This window comes from Mesorhizobium sp. WSM4976 (assembly GCF_029625685.1).
In the GTDB taxonomy this organism is placed as follows: domain Bacteria; phylum Pseudomonadota; class Alphaproteobacteria; order Rhizobiales; family Rhizobiaceae; genus Mesorhizobium.
In genome coordinates this window covers 100,361-117,882 of record NZ_JARTVT010000020.1, presented here as the reverse complement: position 1 = coordinate 117,882, position 17,522 = coordinate 100,361, and the positions used below count along the sequence as shown (strand labels likewise).

Genomic DNA, 17,522 nt, shown 5'->3' with positions numbered 1-17,522 from the left:
ACGAAGCCGATTGCCTATTCTAGCCGGGTTTTTCAGCGGTGGCGAATGGTTGGGATGCTGCTACGCCGTCTTGTCGACCATCCGCGCCAGTTGCGTCATGACAACAGCCGAGCCCGCCAGCCGCTTCTCCGCGTTCGGCCAGTCGCGGATGAAGACGACGCTGTGATCAGCCCTGATCTTGGCCAGCGAGCCTTGCTCGCCGATGAACTTGACCAGCCCGACCGGATTGGGGAATTCGCGCTTGCGGAAGTGGACAACGACGCCCTTGGGGCCGGCATCGAGCTTCTCGACATTGGCCTTGCGGCAGAGCGCCTTGATGAAGACGATCTTCAACAGATGCATCACCTCTTCCGGCAGCGGCCCAAAACGGTCGATCAGTTCGGCACCGAAACCGTCAATCTCCTCGGTGGTTTCGAGGTCGCCCAGCCGGCGGTAAAGCGCCATGCGGAGCTGCAGATCGGGCACATAGCTTTCCGGGATCATCACGGCCGTGCCGACCGCGATCTGCGGCGACCAGCCGCCATCCTGAACTTCACCGGTGTCCTTCACCTCCGCAACCGCCTCCTCCAGCATCTGCTGGTAGAGCTCGAAGCCGACCTCCTTGATGTGCCCGGACTGCTCTTCGCCGAGCAGATTTCCCGCGCCGCGGATATCGAGGTCGTGGCTGGCAAGCTGGAAGCCGGCGCCCAGCGTGTCGAGCGATTGCAGCACCTTCAGCCGGCGCTCGGCCGTGTCGGTCAACTTGCGATTGACAGGCAGCGTGAACAGTGCATAGGCGCGCACCTTGGAGCGGCCGACACGGCCGCGCAGCTGGTAGAGCTGCGCCAGGCCGAACATGTCGGCGCGGTGGATGATCAGCGTGTTTGCGGTCGGGATATCAAGGCCGGATTCGACGATGGTCGTCGACAGGAGCACGTCGTACTGCCCGTCGTAGAAAGCGTTCATGATATCGTCGAGCTCGCCCGGCGGCATCTGGCCGTGCGCCACCGCCACCTTCAGCTCCGGCACCGATTCCTTCAGGAAATCATGGATTTCAGCCAGATCGCTGATGCGCGGCACGACATAGAAGGAATGGCCACCGCGATAGCGCTCGCGCAGCAGCGTCTCGCGGATGACCAGCGGATCGAAGGGCGAGATGAAGGTGCGCACCGCCATGCGATCGACTGGCGGCGTGGCGATCAGCGACAGCTCGCGCACGCCGGTCAGCGCCAGTTGCAGAGTGCGTGGGATCGGCGTCGCCGACAGCGTGAGCACATGCACGTCGTTCTTGAGCTCCTTCAGCCGCTCCTTGTGCTTGACGCCGAAATGCTGCTCCTCGTCGATGATCAGAAGTCCGAGATTCTTGAACGAGATCGAGCTGCCGAGCAGCGCATGCGTGCCGACCACTATGTCGACCGTGCCCTCGGCAACGCCCTTCTTGGTCTCGGCCAATTCCTTGGAACCGACAAGACGCGAGGCCTGGGCGATGCGGATCGGCAGGCCCGAGAAGCGCTGCGAGAACGTCTTGAAATGCTGGCGCGACAACAGCGTCGTCGGCACCACGACCGCCACCTGGAACCCTTCCATGGCGGCGATGAAGGCGGCGCGCAGCGCTACCTCCGTCTTGCCGAAGCCGACGTCGCCGCAGACCAGCCGGTCCATCGGCTTGCCGGCGCCGAGATCGTCCATGACGGCGTCGATCGCCGTCTGCTGGTCGTCAGTCTCCTCGTACGGGAAACGCGCGGCGAACTCTCCATAAAGCCCTTCCGCCGGGATCATCGCGGGCGCGGCGCGCATCTGCCGCTCGGCGGCGATGCGGATCAATTGCCCGGCCATGTCGAGCAGGCGGCGCTTCAGCCGCGCCTTGCGTGCCTGCCAGGCGCCGCCGCCCAGCTTGTCGAGCGTCGCTTCGGCCGAATCCGATCCATAACGCGACAGAAGCTCGATGTTTTCAACCGGCAGGAACAGGCGGTCGTCGCCCGCATAGTGGATTTCGAGGCAGTCATGCGGCGCGCCGACCGCCTCGATGGTGCGCAGCCCGATGAAGCGACCGATGCCATGGTCGGCATGGACGACGATGTCGCCGGCGGACAGTGCCGAGGCTTCGGCGATGAAGTCGGAAGCCTTCTTCTTGCGCTTCGAACGCCGGATCAGCCGGTCGCCGAGGATGTCCTGCTCGGCGACGACGACCATGTCGTCGGTCTCGAAACCGGATTCGAGCGGCAAAACGGCAAGGCCTGCCTGCCCCGGCTCGAGCTTTTCGACCTCGGCAAGCGTCGCGACCGGTTTCAGATTGCCAAGATGATGTTCGGCGAGAATTTGGCCGAGCCGGTCGAGCGAGCCCTCTGTCCAGCCGGCCACGATGACGCGGCGACGCGCGGCATGCTCATCGGCAATGTGCTTCACCACCACGTCGAAGACGTTGATGTTCGGGTCAGCTCGCTCCTCGGCAAAGCTGCGGCCGTGCCGCGAGCCGGCATGGAAGACCTTTTTGCCTCCGACATCCGGGGCATCGAAGACGGTGAAGTCGATGTCTTCGCGCGGACCGAGCGAAGCCTTGAGATTGTCCGGCGACAGGTAAAGCAGGTCCGGCGCCACCGGCTTGTAGGGCACGGCATCCTTCAGGGCGCTGTCGGCCTGTCTCCGGCGCGCCTCGTAATGGTCGAGGATCAGCGTGTGCCTCTCGGCCAACGCCTCATGCGCCAGATGGTCGAAAACCACGGGCGCATCCGGCAGATAGTCGAACACGGTCTCCAGCCGCTCATAGAAAAACGGCAGCCAGTGCTCCATGCCGGCAAAGCGCCGGCCTTCGCTCACTGCCGCATAGAGCGCATCGTCGCGCGAGGGCGCGCCGAAAGCCTCGATATAGGAGCGACGAAAGCGGCTGATCGTCTCCGGCGTCAGCGCGACTTCACTCATCGCCTGCAGCGACATCGACTTGCGCTGCCCGGTGGTGCGCTGGGTGGCCACGTCGAAGACACGGATCGATTCCAGCGTATCGCCGAAGAAGTCGAGCCGCAGCGCCTCGCTCCAGCCGGGAGCGAAAAGGTCGAGAATGCCGCCGCGCACAGCGAATTCGCCGAGCCCGCGTACCGTCGGCACGCGCTCGAAGCCGGAAATCTCCAGCCGCGCGATCAGCGCGTTCATGTCGATCTGGTTGCCGGGCCTGGCGTGAAAGGTCTGCGCTTCGATCAAATCGGCCGGCGGGATGCGCTGCAATAGCGCGTTGGCGGTGGTCAGGATCACGGCGCGATGCGGCTTCTTCGCCAGCGCGATCATGGCCGATAGCGCGTCGAGCCGACGAGCTGCCGCATCGGCGCCGGGCGAGACGCGATCGTAGGGCAAGCAGTCCCAGGCCGGCAGTTCCAGCACTGGCAGGCCGGGAGCGGCAAACGCGAGCGCCTCGATGATCGCCGGCAGTCGCTGGCCGTCGCGCGCGACGAACAGCACCGGCTTGTCGGACGCGATCTCTTGCGCCGTCTGGACCAGGGCGAAGGCTTCGTAGCCGTCGGCGACGCCGTCGACAATGAACTGGCCGGCGCGGCCCTTGGGCAGGCCGATTGTGGGGATAAGGCTCATCAATATGCGTTTTTCAAAATGTCATGGTCCCGCGCGACGCCAGTATCTTCCGCAGAACCGCGCAATCGATATCAGGCAAAACCGGGCGCTCGCCGGTGACCATCGACAGGAATTCGATGTCGGGGATTTCGAGAAGCCTCTCATATTGGTCGATTTCATCGCCGGTCAAGGCGCCGATCTCTGCGTCGGCGAACGAACCGAGGATCAGGTCCATCTCGCGGATGCCGCGATGCCAGGAGCGGAACAGGAGCTTGCGGCGCCGGGCATCCAGCCCCTCGCTTGATCGCTGTGTTCCGGTCATGGCGCGCTATCCTTGTTCGAAGCGGCGCATATAGCGTGGATAGGGACCGGTGTCAGCCTTGCGCTGCGGCCGTCGCGACATAAGCTGACAGGATGCGTCCCACCATCCTCGATCCGTTGTTCGTCCCGATCACTTCGCTCGCCGGGGTCGGCCCGAAGGTTGGCTTGCTGATCGAGCGTGTCGTGCCGGCCGATCTGGGCGATCGCGCCGCGCGCGCCGCCGATCTTTTGTTCTTGCTGCCCAACACCGTGATCGACCGCCGCAACCGGCCCGGCATCGCGCTTTCGGCCGGGGGCCAGATCGTCACGCTCGAGGTGCGGGTCGACCGTCACCAGCCGCCACCGCGCGGCAACAGGTCGGTGCCGTACCGCGTCTACGCCCATGACGACACCGGCGAGGTCGCGCTGACCTTCTTCCACGCCCACGCGGCCTATTTGCAGAAGATGCTGCCCGAAGGCGAACGGGTCGTCATCTCCGGCCGCATGGAATGGTTCAACGGTCGCCCGACCATGGTCCATCCGGATCATATCGCGCCGGTCGACGAGGCCGAGGGCCTGCCGCTGGTCGAACCGGTCTACCCGCTCACCGCCGGCCTGTCGGCCAAGGTGCTGCGCCGCGCCATCGGACAGGCGCTGGGCCGGTTGCCGGACCTGCCGGAATGGCAGGACAACGCCTTCATGCGCCGCCATACCTTTCCATCCTTCGGCGCTGCTCTGGCCCGCATCCATTATCCGAAGGACCCCATCGACGTCGCCGTCGAGGGATCCGCCTGGCGTCGTATCGCCTATGATGAATTGCTGGCCGGCCAGGTGTCGCTGGCGCTGGTGCGGGCCAGAATCCGCCGTCTGTCGGGCCGGCCTCTCATCGGCGACGACAGCATCGTCGAGAAACTGCGCGCCGCCCTGCCCTACAGGCTCACCCCAAGCCAGGAATTCGCGCTCGGCGAGATCAACGCCGATCTCGCCGACCCCGAACGCATGCTGCGTCTGCTGCAAGGGGATGTCGGCTCCGGCAAGACGGTGGTGGCCCTGCTTGCCATGGCGCGCGCAGTCGAGGCCGGCGGCCAGGCGGCGCTGATGGCCCCGACCGAAATCCTGGCGCGCCAGCATCTGGCGACCATCGCGCCGCTGGCCGAGAAAGCCGGCTTGCGCCTCGCCATCCTCACCGGGCGCGAGAAGGGCCGCGAGCGTGCCGAAACGCTTGCAGGCCTTGCCAGCGGCGCGATCGACATCGTCGTCGGCACGCATGCGCTGTTCCAGGAAACGGTGACATTCCACGATCTTGTGCTGGCAGTTATCGACGAGCAGCATCGGTTCGGCGTCCACCAGCGCGTCGCCATCACGGCCAAGGGCGATGCGCCGGATATGCTGGTGATGACGGCGACGCCGATCCCGCGCACGCTGGTGCTCACCGCCTTCGGCGACATGGACGTCTCGAAGCTCACCGAAAAGCCGGCCGGCCGGCAGCCAATCCGCACCGTGACCCTGCCGATGGAGCGGCTGGACGACTTGGTCGGCCGTATGCGCGACGCGGTCGCCGAGGGCCAGAAAATCTACTGGATCTGCCCGCTGGTCGAGGAATCCGAAGAAATAAAACTGATGTCGGCGGAGGATCGCTTTGCTTCGCTGAAGCCACTGTTCGGCGACCGCATCGGCCTCGTGCACGGCCGCATGAAGGGTGCCGAGAAGGACGAAGCGATGCGCGCCTTCAAGGAGGGCGAGACACGCATCCTGATTGCCACCACCGTCATCGAAGTCGGCGTCGACGTGCCGGACGCCACCATCATGGTCATCGAGCATGCGGAGCGCTTCGGACTTGCCCAGTTGCACCAGTTGCGCGGCCGCGTCGGGCGCGGCGACAAGCCCTCCTCATGCGTGCTGCTCTACAAGGACCCGCTCGGCGAGACGGCAAAGCGCCGCCTGTCGGTGATGCGCGAGACCGAGGACGGCTTCAAGATCGCCGAGGAGGATCTGAAACTGCGTGGCGAAGGCGAATTGCTCGGCACCCGCCAGTCCGGCACGCCTGGCTTCCAGGTTGCGCGGATCGAATTCCATGCGGACCTGCTGGAAGCGGCACGCGACGATGCGCGGTTGATCCTGTCGCGCGACCCGGAACTGCAGTCCGAACGCGGCGAGGCGCTGCGGCTGTTGCTTTATCTGTTCGGCCGCGACGAGGCGGTACGGCTGCTGCGCGCCGGTTGAGCGCCAAGCGGCGGATTGGCAAGGCCGCCCTCGACGGGCTCGCCATTCAGCGTCACCAGCTTGGCCTTGGCTTCGGGGGCCACCAGGCCGGCCGAGACGATCAGCTTGGCGCCGTCCTCGATCGACATGTCGAGCAGCACGATCTCGGATTTGTGCACATACATCAAAAAGCCGGTGGTCGGGTTCGGCGTGCAGGGCATGAACACGGCAATCAGCGGATCGCCTTCCTGGTCGAGCTTCTGGTTGATCTCGGTTTCCTTCTCGCTGGCGACGAACACCAGCGACCAGACGCCTTTGCGCGGATATTCGACCAGACCGACCTGGCGGAACATGTCACCCTTGTTCGACAGCACCGTTTCGAAAATCTGCTTCAGCGAGCCATATATCCCGCGCACCAGCGGCATGCGGCCGAGCAGCCGCTCGCCGAAATTGACGATCGCGCGGCCGACGATGTTGGCCGTCAGGAAACCGATCAGCGTGATCAGCACCAGCGCCACGATCAGCCCGAAGCCGGGCACTGGGAACGGCAGATAGGTGTCGGGATTATAGCGGGCCGGGATGTAGGGTTTCACCCAGGAATCGACCCAGCCAATCAGCGACCAGGCGATATAGGCCGTGATCGCCAGCGGCGCGCAGACGACGAAGCCGGTCAGGAAATAGTTCCTCAGCCGGGTCATGCCAGAAGTCTTCAGGGCGTCGGACATGGGGCTCACCGCGGCGCATGTTGCAGCGCCGAGATTAATGAACCGCGAGCCGGTTTGGAACTGCGAAGTTTTTAAAGAACGCCTTCGTCAGAAAGGCATAGATCCAGTTACTCCACCGTCACCGACTTCGCCAGATTGCGCGGCTGGTCGACGTCTGTGCCCATGAACACGGCGGTGAAATAGGCCAGCATCTGGATCGGCAGCGCGTAGATGATCGGCGCGATGATCTCCGGCACCTCGGGCAGGATAATCGTCTCCATCGTCTTGATGCCTGCTTGCGCCGCACCCTTGGCATCGGTGATCAAGATGATCTTGCCGCCGCGCGCCGCCACTTCCTGCATGTTCGACACCGTCTTTTCGAAGATGCGGTCATGGGGCGCGATCACGATCACCGGCATGTTCTCGTCGATCAGCGCGATCGGCCCGTGCTTGAGCTCGCCGCCGGCATAGCCCTCGGCGTGGATGTATGAGATTTCCTTAAGCTTCAGCGCCCCTTCCATGGCTAGCGGGAAATTGGTGTCGCGGCCGAGATAGAGCACATCCTTGTAGTGTGAGAGCTCGCGCGAGATTCGCTCGATCTGCTCCTCGAGCTTCAGCACCTGGGTGGCGAAACGCGGCGCTTCCGAAAGCTCGCGTACCAGCCGCTTTTCCTGATCGGGCGCGATCGTGCCGCGCGCCACCCCCGCGCGGACCGCGAGCGCAGCCAAGACGGACAGCTGGCAGGTGAAAGCCTTGGTCGAGGCGACGCCGATCTCCGGGCCGGCAAGCGTTGGCAGCACGACGTCGGATTCGCGCGCCATGGTCGATTCGCGTACATTGACGACAGCGCCGATCTTCATGCCGGCCTGGCGGCAATAGCGCAGCGAGGCCAGCGTATCGGCGGTCTCGCCCGACTGCGAGATAAAGAAGGCCGCGTCATTGGCCGAAAGCGGCATCTCGCGGTAGCGGAACTCGGAAGCGACATCGATATCGACGGGCAAACGCGCATAGCGCTCGAACCAGTATTTCGAGATCAGCCCGGCGAGATAGGCGGTGCCGCAGGCCGACAGCGCCAGCCGGCCGATTTTGGCGAAGTCGAACGGAAGGGCGAGCGGCTTCGACTTGCCTGAAACGAAATCGACGTAATGCGCCAGCGTGTGCGAGATCACCTCCGGCTGCTCATGGATTTCCTTTTCCATGAAATGCCGGCGGTTGCCCTTGTCGACCATGAAGCTGGTCGACAGCGATTGCTGCCGCTTACGGTCGACCTTGTTGCCATCGATGTCGTAGATGGTCACGCTGTCGCGACGAACCACGGCCCAATCGCCGTCCTCGAGATAAGTGATCGAATTGGTGAAGGGCGCCAGCGCGATGGCGTCCGAACCCAGGAACATCTCGCCCTCGCCATGGCCGACGGCCAAAGGCGGGCCGTTGCGGGCGCCGACGATCAGATCCTCGTCGTCCTTGAACATGATTGCCAGCGCGAAGGCGCCCGAGAGGCGCTTCAGCGCCGCGTGCGCGGCTTCCACCGGCTTCTGACCCTTGGCGAGCTCGCGCGCCACAAGATGCGCGACGACCTCGGTGTCGGTCTGCGAGGAGAAGGTGTAGCCGTCGCGGGTGAGCTCGTCGCGCAACTCGGCGAAATTCTCGATGATGCCGTTGTGGACGATGGCGACGCCGTTGGAAAAATGCGGATGCGCATTGGTCTCGTTGGGGACGCCATGGGTGGCCCAACGGGTGTGGCCGATGCCGATCGTGCCGCCGAGCGGCTCGTCCTTCAGCCGGCGTTCGAGGTTGATCAGCTTGCCTTCGGCGCGGCGCCGTCCAAGCCCGCCCTTCTCGATGGTGGCGACGCCGGCCGAGTCATAACCGCGATATTCAAGGCGCTTCAGCGCGTCGACGATGAGCGGCGCGACCTGCGAATGGCCGACGATTCCAACGATACCGCACATGCGCTAACCCCTGATTCCCAGCAGAAAACCCGGCTTTATCTAGGGATTGCCGGCCTGCCGCGAAAGTCACTTTGCGTTTCGTCCCGTGTCAAAACGAACTCTGTTCGAGGACCATCATGGCAGAGGGCCATTGCGATCCAGTTACCGCAATTGCTCGGTTTTTCGGCCGTTTCCGCACCGAAACGCGCACGCACATTGCCGTTCGTGAACTACCGCTGCAGCGTTAAGTATCCTTTGCCGCGGGGTGCGTCATCGTCCAAATGACGATCCACGCTAGATCGCGCAAGGCGTCTTTGAGACTCGGCCCGCTACCGCTGTTCTTTCACGTGTCAGTCCGCGCAGCCTATTCCGCCGCCGCCTTCTTCCTTGCCGCTGCGGCCGAGGCGAAGCGCTCGCGCAATTCCTTGCCCTTGCCTGGGATCGTCTTCTGGCGGGCGCGGCCGAAGGCCAGCGCGTCGTCGGGCACGCTTTCGGTGATCACGCTACCGGAAGCGATGTACCCGCCTTTGCCGATCGAGACCGGCGCCACCAGAGAGGAATTCGAACCGACAAAGGCGCCTTCGCCGATATCGGTGAAGAATTTCGAGTAGCCGTCGTAATTGCAGGTGATGGTGCCGGCGCCGATATTGGCCGCGGCACCCACGCGCGCATCGCCGATATAGGTCAGGTGGTTGACCTTGGCGCCCTCTTCGATCGTCGCCTGTTTCACCTCGCAGAAATTGCCGACCTTCGCCTTGTTTCGAAGATCTGCGCCCGGCCGCAGCCGCGCAAACGGCCCGACATCGCAATTGGAAGCGATCGTTGCGCCCTCGATATGGCTGAAGGCGTGGATCTTGGCGCCAGAGGCTATTCTGACGCCCGGTCCGAACCAGACATTCGGCTCGACGATCGTGTCCGCGCCAATCTCGGTATCGTGCGAGAAATAGACGGTTTCGGGCGCGATGAGCGTAACTCCCGACAGCATCGCCTCACACCGCCGGCGCGCCTGCCAGATGGATTCTGCCTCGGCAAGCTCGGCGCGATTGTTGATACCGAGCGCGCTCTCGAAGCTCGCCTCCGTAGCCACGACATCAAGCCCCTCCGCGCCGGCGATTTCGACGATGTCGGTGAGGTAGTATTCGCCCTTGGCGTTCTTGTTGCCGACCTTGTCGAGCAGCCGCAACGCATGCTTGCCCGCCACCGCCATCATGCCGGCATTGCAGAAGCCGATCTTCTTCTCCTCGTCGGAGCAGTCCTTCTCCTCGCGAATGGCGACGAGCTTGCCGCCCTTCTCGATCAGCCGGCCATAGCCGGTCGGGCTTGGCGAGCGAAAGCCGATCACCGCCACCGCGGCGCCGTCGGCGAGCTTCCGCCGCGCGGCGGCCAGCGCCTGCGCATCGATCAGCGGCGTGTCGCCGAACATGACGAGGATATCGTCGTAACCCTTTGATATCGCTTCGCGAGAAGCCAGAACGGCATGCGCGGTGCCGAGCCGCTCCTCCTGCACGAAAGTCTCCGCCTTGGGGGCGAATTTCTGCGCCGCTTTGCGCATCTCGTCGGCGCCGTGGCCGATCACCAGCGCCAGGCCAGAAGCGCCTGCCGCCTCCGCCGCCTTCACCACATGAGCCACCATCGGCAGGCCGGCAATGGCGTGCAGCACCTTGGGCATGGCGCTTTTCATGCGCGTGCCTTCGCCGGCGGCGAGGATGACGGACAGGCAGGATCTCTGGCTCATGGATGGGCAACCGTATGAAAGGGCTTGAATCAATGCATGCTAGCAGCCGCGTGATGCTGCACCAATGCGGTTAAATTCCGGTGAGACGGCGGAGCAGCTTACTCTCAGTCAGCGGGTCCACAGTTCGATCCGGTTTCGGGGCAAAGTCAGCCCAACCTTCCCAGCACCGGAAAATTCTCCAGCAGCCAGTAGGAGACACTCTGCACGCCGCCGGTGAGGAAAAACACGCCGGCGACGACGAGCAGCGCGCCGATCCCCTTCTCGACGCGGCCGAGATGGACGCGGAATTTGCCGAGGAAGCGCATGAAGGCGCCGGAAAACAGCGCCGCGATCAGGAACGGAATGCCTAGCCCGAGCGAATAGGCGGCGAGCAGCAGCGCGCCCTCGCCCACCGTCTCGCGCCCGCCCGCCAAAGTCAGGATCGGCCCCAGCACCGGGCCGATGCAGGGCGTCCAGCCGAAGGCGAAGGCCAGACCCATGACATAGGCGGCGACCATGTTTGCGGGCTTACCCTGCGACTGGAAGCGTGCCTCCCGCGACAGCAGCGGAATGCGCAGGATGCCTAGGAAGTTCAAGCCCATGATGATGATGAGCGCGCCAGCCGCCATCGCCAGCGGCTCCTGCCAGACGCGCAGCAGCCTGCCGATGGTCGAGGCGCCGGCGCCGAGCGCGACGAACACCGTCGAGAAGCCGAGCACGAAAGCAAGCGAGGCATAGAGCAGCGCGCCGCGCGTGCCTTCCCGCGCCGTCACGCCATGATTGCCGCGGAAATCGTCGACCGACACGCCGGCCATGTAACAGAGATAGGGCGGCACCAGCGGCAGCACGCAAGGCGACAGGAACGAGATCGCCCCCGCCCCGACCGCGCTGACATAGCCGATGTCCAGTGCCATCCCATGAGTCCTGATTGTGCTGGCGTCGATATAGCGAAGCAGGCGCACGCCTGCCAATCACCATTGTGTGGCACGTCGCCGCTTCGCCGCAGGAAGAAACAGGCTTCCCAACGCGTTGTCGGGATGAGCGCGCGATCGCGCGCTTTGTTCTGAGGGAGAGATTCAGCATGAAGACGATCGCACTCGGGTTTGCCGCCCTTCTGCTCGGCACCGCCGCGCCCCAGGCCGCCGAGGCCTGGAAGGAGGCCGAAGTCGGCGGCACCAAGATCTACACCGACGCCAAGGGCATGACGCTCTACACTTTCGACAAGGACGAGAAAGGCAAGTCCAACTGTTATGATAAATGCGCCGCCAACTGGCCGCCGCTGAAAGCCAAGGCGAGCGCGAAGACCGAAGGCGATTGGTCTGTCGTCAAGCGCACCGACGGGACCCATATGTGGGCCTATGACGGCAAGCCGGTCTATACCTTCATCAAGGACAAGAAGGCCGGCGACATGACCGGCGAAGGCGTCGGCGGAGCCTGGCACGTCGTCAAAGCAGATTGAGCTCGCCTCATTGAGCGATCCGGCTGCCGGGTTCCTTGATCCGGCAGCCAGTCATCTTCCGCCGGTCACCGCCGGTTCGAGACCCGCATGCCTCCATCCCGAAAAATGTGATCTTTGCCATACACTCTAAGAGTGTATCGTCGGCGGCCGCTTCCCAATTTGCCCGCTTCCCCTTGACCGATTGCAAAAGCGCGGCCATGTGAGCGACGAAAAGAGTGGGATTTCGTCGTGCGCCGCGGAGCCTTCTTCCGCAGCCTCACAACAGATTAAGAGACCTCATGGACGTCGTCGTCGTCGAATCGCCGGCCAAGGCGAAGACAATCAACAAGTACCTCGGCAAGAACTATAAGGTTCTAGCCTCGTTCGGCCATGTCCGCGATCTGCCGGCCAAGGACGGCTCGGTGCGCCCTGACGAGGATTTTGCCATGTCTTGGTCGGTCGACACAGCGTCCGGCAAGCGCCTCGCTGACATCGCCAAGGCGGTCAAGGACGCCGACGGCCTGATCCTCGCCACCGATCCGGATCGCGAAGGCGAAGCGATTTCCTGGCATGTGCTGGAAGTCCTGAAGCAGAAGCGCGCGCTGAAGGACAAGCCGGTCAGCCGCGTCGTCTTCAACGCCATCACCAAGGCCTCGGTGCTCGACGCGATGGCCAATCCGCGCCAGATCGACGCGCCCCTGGTCGACGCCTATCTCGCCCGCCGCGCGCTCGACTATCTCGTCGGCTTCACGCTGTCGCCGGTGCTGTGGCGCAAGCTGCCGGGCGCCCGCTCCGCGGGGCGCGTGCAGTCGGTGGCGCTGCGCCTCGTCTGCGATCGCGAGTCCGAGATCGAGCGCTTCATCCGCGAGGAATATTGGCAGATCGCCGCCATCCTCAACACGCCGCGCAACGACAGCTTCGAGGCGCGGCTCACCGCCTTTGCCGGCAAGAAGCTGCAAAAACTCGACATAGCCAACAAGGCGCAGGCCGACGACATCAAGGCGATGCTGGAAGGCGCGACCTTCAAGGCACTGTCGGTCGAGGCCAAGCCCACCAAGCGCAACCCCGGCCCGCCCTTCACCACCTCGACGCTACAGCAGGCCGCCTCTTCCGGGCTCGGCTTCTCGGCCACACGCACGATGCAGGTGGCGCAAAAGCTCTATGAGGGCATGGACATCGGCGGCGAGACCGCAGGCCTCATCACCTATATGCGAACCGACGGCGTCCAGATGGCGCCCGAGGCTATCGAAGCCGCCCGCAATGCCATCGTCAGCGAATTCGGCGCAAAGTACTTGCCGGAGAAGCCTCGTTTCTACACCACCAAGGCCAAAAACGCCCAGGAAGCGCACGAGGCTATCCGCCCGACCGACTTCAAGCGCACGCCGGCTTCCGTTCGGCAATATCTCGATGCCGACCAGGCTCGCCTTTACGAGCTGATCTGGAAGCGCGCCATCGCCAGCCAGATGCAGCCGGCCGAGATCGAGCGCACCACGGTCGAGATCGAGGCGGTCAACGGCGCTCGCACCGCCGAGCTGCGCGCGATCGGTTCGGTCGTCCGCTTCGACGGCTTCATCGCCGCTTATACCGACCAGAAGGAAGAGGACGCCGAGGACGAGGAAAGTCGGCGCCTGCCCGAGATCCGCGCGGGCGAGCAACTCGCCCGCCAGGTGATCAACGCTACCCAGCACACCACGGAGCCGCCGCCGCGCTATTCCGAGGCGTCGCTGATCAAGAAGCTGGAGGAGCTCGGCATCGGCCGGCCTTCGACCTACACCGCGATCCTGAAGACGCTCGAAGACCGCGACTACGTCACCATCGACCGGCGCAAGCTGGTGCCGCAGGCCAAGGGCCGGCTGCTCTCGGCCTTCCTCGAAAGTTTCTTCGAGCGTTACGTCGAATATGACTTCACAGCATCGCTTGAAGAAAAGCTCGACGAGATTTCCGACGGCAAGCTCGCCTGGAAGGATGTGTTGCGCGACTTCTGGAGGGATTTCTCCGGCGCTGTCGACGACATCAAGGAGTTGCGCGTCACCGACGTTCTCGATGCGCTCAACGAAGAGCTCGCGCCGCTTGTCTTCCCCGAGCGCGAGGACGGCTCCAATCCGCGCATCTGCCCGAAATGCGGCACCGGAAACCTCTCGCTGAAGCTCGGCAAGTTCGGAGCCTTCGTCGGCTGCTCGAACTATCCGGAGTGTTCCTACACCCGCCAGTTGGGCGACGCCGCCAACCCCAATGGCGAGAACGGCAATGGCGAGGACGGCGTCAAGCTGCTCGGCAAGGATCCTTACACGGCTGAGGAGATCACGCTGCGCAGCGGCCGTTTCGGCCCCTATATACAGCGCGGCGAAGGCAAGGAGGCCAAGCGGTCCAGCCTGCCCAAAGGCTGGACGCCGGAGTCGATCGATCACGAGAAGGCGCTGGCGTTGCTGGCGCTGCCGCGTGATGTGGGAAAACATCCCGAAACCGGCAAGATGATCTCGGCCGGCCTCGGGCGTTACGGTCCGTTCGTGCTGCATGACGGCACCTACGCCAATCTGGAGAGCATCGAGGACGTGTTCTCGATCGGCCTGAACCGCGCTGTCTCGGTGATCGCCGAGAAGCAGCAGAAGGGCAAAGGCGGCCGCAACGGCGCTACGCCGGCCGCGCTGAAGGAGCTTGGCGACCATCCCGACGGCGGCGGCAAGATCACGGTACGTGACGGCCGCTACGGGCCTTATGTCAATTACGGCAAGGTCAACGCTACGCTGCCCAAGGGCAAGGATCCGCAATCGGTGACGATGGAAGAGGCGCTCGCCCTTATCGCCGAAAAGGAAGCCAAGGGCGGAGGCGGCAAGAAGCCCTTCCGCAGGGCGGCAAAGAAGGGGTAGCAGGACGTGGCGCGCAGGATCTCCGGAAGAAGCCACGGCGATCCGCGCCACGCCGACACCAGAGCCAAGGTCAAAGACGACTATCGGCCCTCGCGTGACGAGATCCTGCGCTACATCGCCGAAAATCCCGACCGTTCCGGCAAGCGCGAGATTGCCAAGGCGTTTGCGCTGCGCGGCGAAGACCGCGTCTGGCTGAAAGATATGCTGCGCGACCTTCAGGATGAAGGTCTGCTCAACAAGGAACGCAAGCGCCTGACCCGCGCCGGCGCCGTGCCTCACGTCGCCGTGCTCGATATTTTCGGCCGCGACGAAGACGGCGTGCTCCTGGCCAATCCGAGCGAATACACCGGCGCCGGCTCTCCGCCCGTCATCGCCATCCGCTTGTCGCGCGGCGCCGGCGGCCCGGCGCCCGGCATCGGCGACCGCGTGCTCGCCAAAACCTTCCCGACTGACGATCCGTCAGGCCCTGCCTATACCGGGCGGGTGATGAAGATCTTCGAGAAACGCAGCGACGCGGTGCTCGGCGTCTTCCGCGTGCTGAAGGATGGTACGTTCCGCATCGAGCCTGTCGAACGCCGTCAGCCGGAACTGATCGTCGACAAGGAATTCCAGAACGGCGCCCGGAACGGCGATCTTGTCCAGGTCGAGCCGGCGCGCGCTTCTCGCTTCGGCCTGCCGCGCGCCAAGGTGTTGGCGGTGCTGGGGTCGCTCACCAGCGAGAAGGCGGTCTCGATGATCGCCATCCACGCGCACGACATCCCCCATGTCTTTCCGGCGGACGTGATTGCCGAGGCCGAGGCGGTGAAGCCGGCCACGCTTGCTCACCGCGAGGACTGGCGCGACCTGCCGCTGGTGACCATCGACCCCGCCGACGCCAAGGACCACGACGACGCTGTCTTCGCCGCGCCCGATACCGACGAGAAGAATCCCGGCGGCGTCGTCGTCACCGTGGCGATCGCCGATGTCGCCGCCTATATCCGCTACGGCAAGCCACTCGATCGCGAAGCGTTGAAGCGCGGCAATTCTGTCTATTTCCCGGACCGGGTCGTGCCGATGCTGCCCGAACGCATCTCGAACGATCTGTGCTCGCTGCGCGAGGGCGAGGATCGTCCGGCGATCGCAGTGCGCATGACCTTCTCCTCGGAAGGCCGCAAGCTGCGCCATTCCTTCCACCGCGTCATGATGAAATCGACGGCCAAGCTCGCCTACCCGCAGGCGCAGGCGGCAATCGACGGCGTGCCGGACGACAAGACACAGCCGATCCTTGACAGCGTCCTGAAGCCGCTCTGGGACGCTTATGCCGTGCTGAAGCGCGGCCGCGACGCCCGTCAGCCGCTGGAACTCGACCTGCCGGAGCGCAAGATCCTGCTGAAGCCCGATGGCACCGTCGACCGGGTCGTGGTGCCGGAGCGCCTTGACGCGCATAAGCTCATCGAGGAGTTCATGATCCAGGCCAATGTCGCGGCCGCCGAGACGTTGGAGGGCAAGAAAGAGCCCCTCGTCTACCGCATCCATGACGCGCCGTCGCTCGCCAAGCAGGAATCGCTGCGCGACTTCCTGCAAACGCTCAGCCTGTCCCTGGCGCGCGGCGCGCAGATGCGGCCCAGCCAGTTCAACGGCATTCTGGAACGGGTGCGCGGCGCCGACAACGAGGCGCTGGTCAATGAAGTCGTGCTGCGCTCGCAAAGCCAGGCCGAGTACTCGCCGAAGAATATCGGCCATTTCGGCCTCAACCTCCGTCGCTACGCGCATTTCACCTCGCCGATCCGCCGCTATGCCGATCTGATCGTGCACCGGGGGCTGATCTCGGCGCTTGGCCTCGGGCAAGGCGGCCTGACCCAGCAGGAGGCGGACCAGCTGGAAGAGGTCGCCGCGCTGATTTCCGCCACGGAGCGCCGCGCCATGGCCGCCGAGCGCGACACGGTCGACCGGCTGATCGCCGCCTATCTCGCCGAGCGCCTCAACGACACCTTCGACGCGCGCATTTCCGGCGTCACTAAGGCGGGACTCTTTGTCCAATTGCCGCAGTATGGCGCCGACGGCTTTATTCCGGTGTCAACTCTGGGCGGCGACTACTATATCTACGACGAAACCGCCCGATCGCTGTACGGGGAACGCACCGGCAAAGGCTATCAGCTTGCCGACCGCGTCGAAGTTCGGCTGGTCGAGGTCGCTCCGATGGCCGGCGCGATGCGTTTCGAGATGCTGACCGACCCGAAGCCCCTGCCCGGCTCAAGGCGGTCGTTCCACAAGGCCAAAGGCCGCGCCCGCGCTTCGCAATCGCGTGTCGGACCGCGCGGCAGGAGACGGTAATGCCAGGTAACTTCCAGGTGGAAGAACAGGTTTTCGGCGGTGAGCATCATTCGGGCCGCGTCGCGCGTCCGCTGTGGATGGCGATCAAGCGCGGCTTGCTCGGCCGCTGCCCGCATTGCGGCAAGGGAAAGCTCTTCGGCGCTTTCGTGAAATCCGTGGACAAGTGCGAGGTCTGCGGCGAGGAGTTGCACCACCATCGGGCCGACGACCTGCCTGCCTATCTGGTCATTGTCATTGTCGGCCACATCGTGGTTGGCTCCTTCATGGCGGTGGAGGCGACCACCACGCTGTCGAACTTACAGCACGCGCTGATCTGGGTGCCGCTGACCATTATTCTGGCCGTCGCGCTGCTGCAGCCTGTCAAGGGCGCTGTCATCGGCCTGCAATGGGCGCTTTATATGCACGGTTTCGGCGACGAGAAGGACGAATTCGAGAGCCATTCGTAAGCCAGGTCTCACCGCTGTTCGCCCTGGTTCAAAAGCCGCGACGCGCAAGCCACTTTCACACCAAGGAAGT

Annotated in this window: 11 protein-coding genes; 5 read left to right on the top strand and 6 right to left on the bottom strand. The window is 64.3% G+C overall.

The window, feature by feature from the left end:
* Positions 1 to 60: 60 nt before the first annotated feature.
* Together mfd and P9272_RS23760 are read right to left on the bottom strand one after the other, a co-directional pair.
* Positions 61 to 3,558, bottom strand: a complete 3,498-nt coding sequence (gene mfd / locus P9272_RS23765; protein ID WP_278162414.1) for a transcription-repair coupling factor — start codon at positions 3,556 to 3,558, stop codon at positions 61 to 63.
* Between the two features lie 13 nt (positions 3,559 to 3,571).
* Positions 3,572 to 3,859: a succinate dehydrogenase assembly factor 2 gene (locus tag P9272_RS23760; protein WP_278162413.1), complete on the bottom strand. Its 288-nt coding sequence runs from the start codon at positions 3,857 to 3,859 to the stop codon at positions 3,572 to 3,574.
* A gap of 92 nt (positions 3,860 to 3,951) precedes the next feature.
* Between P9272_RS23760 and recG the strand changes: the two genes are divergently transcribed.
* Positions 3,952 to 6,060: an ATP-dependent DNA helicase RecG gene (gene recG, locus P9272_RS23755; RefSeq protein ID WP_278162412.1), complete on the top strand. Its 2,109-nt coding sequence runs from the start codon at positions 3,952 to 3,954 to the stop codon at positions 6,058 to 6,060.
* Here recG and P9272_RS23750 read toward each other — a convergent pair.
* The 4 genes from P9272_RS23750 to P9272_RS23735 all read right to left on the bottom strand — a co-directional run bounded on the left by P9272_RS23750 (position 6,012) and on the right by P9272_RS23735 (position 11,302).
* Positions 6,012 to 6,764: a DUF502 domain-containing protein gene (locus P9272_RS23750; protein ID WP_128257341.1), complete on the bottom strand. Its 753-nt coding sequence runs from the start codon at positions 6,762 to 6,764 to the stop codon at positions 6,012 to 6,014. The genes recG and P9272_RS23750 overlap by 49 nt on opposite strands.
* A gap of 107 nt (positions 6,765 to 6,871) precedes the next feature.
* Positions 6,872 to 8,695, bottom strand: a complete 1,824-nt coding sequence (glmS, locus tag P9272_RS23745; RefSeq protein WP_278162411.1) for a glutamine--fructose-6-phosphate transaminase (isomerizing) — start codon at positions 8,693 to 8,695, stop codon at positions 6,872 to 6,874.
* 343 nt (positions 8,696 to 9,038) lie between these two features.
* On the bottom strand, positions 9,039 to 10,409 hold the full coding sequence (glmU, locus tag P9272_RS23740; protein ID WP_278162410.1) for a bifunctional UDP-N-acetylglucosamine diphosphorylase/glucosamine-1-phosphate N-acetyltransferase GlmU: 1,371 nt from the start codon (positions 10,407 to 10,409) through the stop codon (positions 9,039 to 9,041).
* Between the two features lie 146 nt (positions 10,410 to 10,555).
* Entirely contained in the window at positions 10,556 to 11,302 is a 747-nt protein-coding gene (locus P9272_RS23735) for a cytochrome c biogenesis CcdA family protein (protein WP_042644161.1), read from the bottom strand.
* 167 nt (positions 11,303 to 11,469) lie between these two features.
* Here P9272_RS23735 and P9272_RS23730 point away from each other — a divergent pair, with 167 nt between their 5' ends.
* From P9272_RS23730 to P9272_RS23715, 4 genes are all read left to right on the top strand, one after another.
* The gene (locus P9272_RS23730; protein ID WP_278162408.1) at positions 11,470 to 11,847 is read left to right on the top strand and encodes a hypothetical protein; all 378 of its coding nucleotides are present in this window, start codon (positions 11,470 to 11,472) and stop codon (positions 11,845 to 11,847) included.
* Positions 11,848 to 12,125: 278 nt separating this feature from the next.
* Positions 12,126 to 14,693 (top strand): type I DNA topoisomerase, encoded by a 2,568-nt coding sequence (gene topA, locus P9272_RS23725; protein WP_128257345.1) that lies wholly within the window; start codon positions 12,126 to 12,128, stop codon positions 14,691 to 14,693.
* A gap of 6 nt (positions 14,694 to 14,699) precedes the next feature.
* Positions 14,700 to 17,006, top strand: a complete 2,307-nt coding sequence (gene rnr / locus P9272_RS23720) for a ribonuclease R (protein WP_278162407.1) — start codon at positions 14,700 to 14,702, stop codon at positions 17,004 to 17,006.
* A complete protein-coding gene (locus tag P9272_RS23715) occupies positions 17,006 to 17,452 on the top strand; it encodes a DUF983 domain-containing protein (RefSeq protein WP_128257347.1) in 447 nt (148 codons plus the stop codon). Before rnr ends, P9272_RS23715 begins: the two co-directional genes overlap by 1 nt.
* The last annotated feature ends 70 nt before the right edge of the window (positions 17,453 to 17,522 follow it).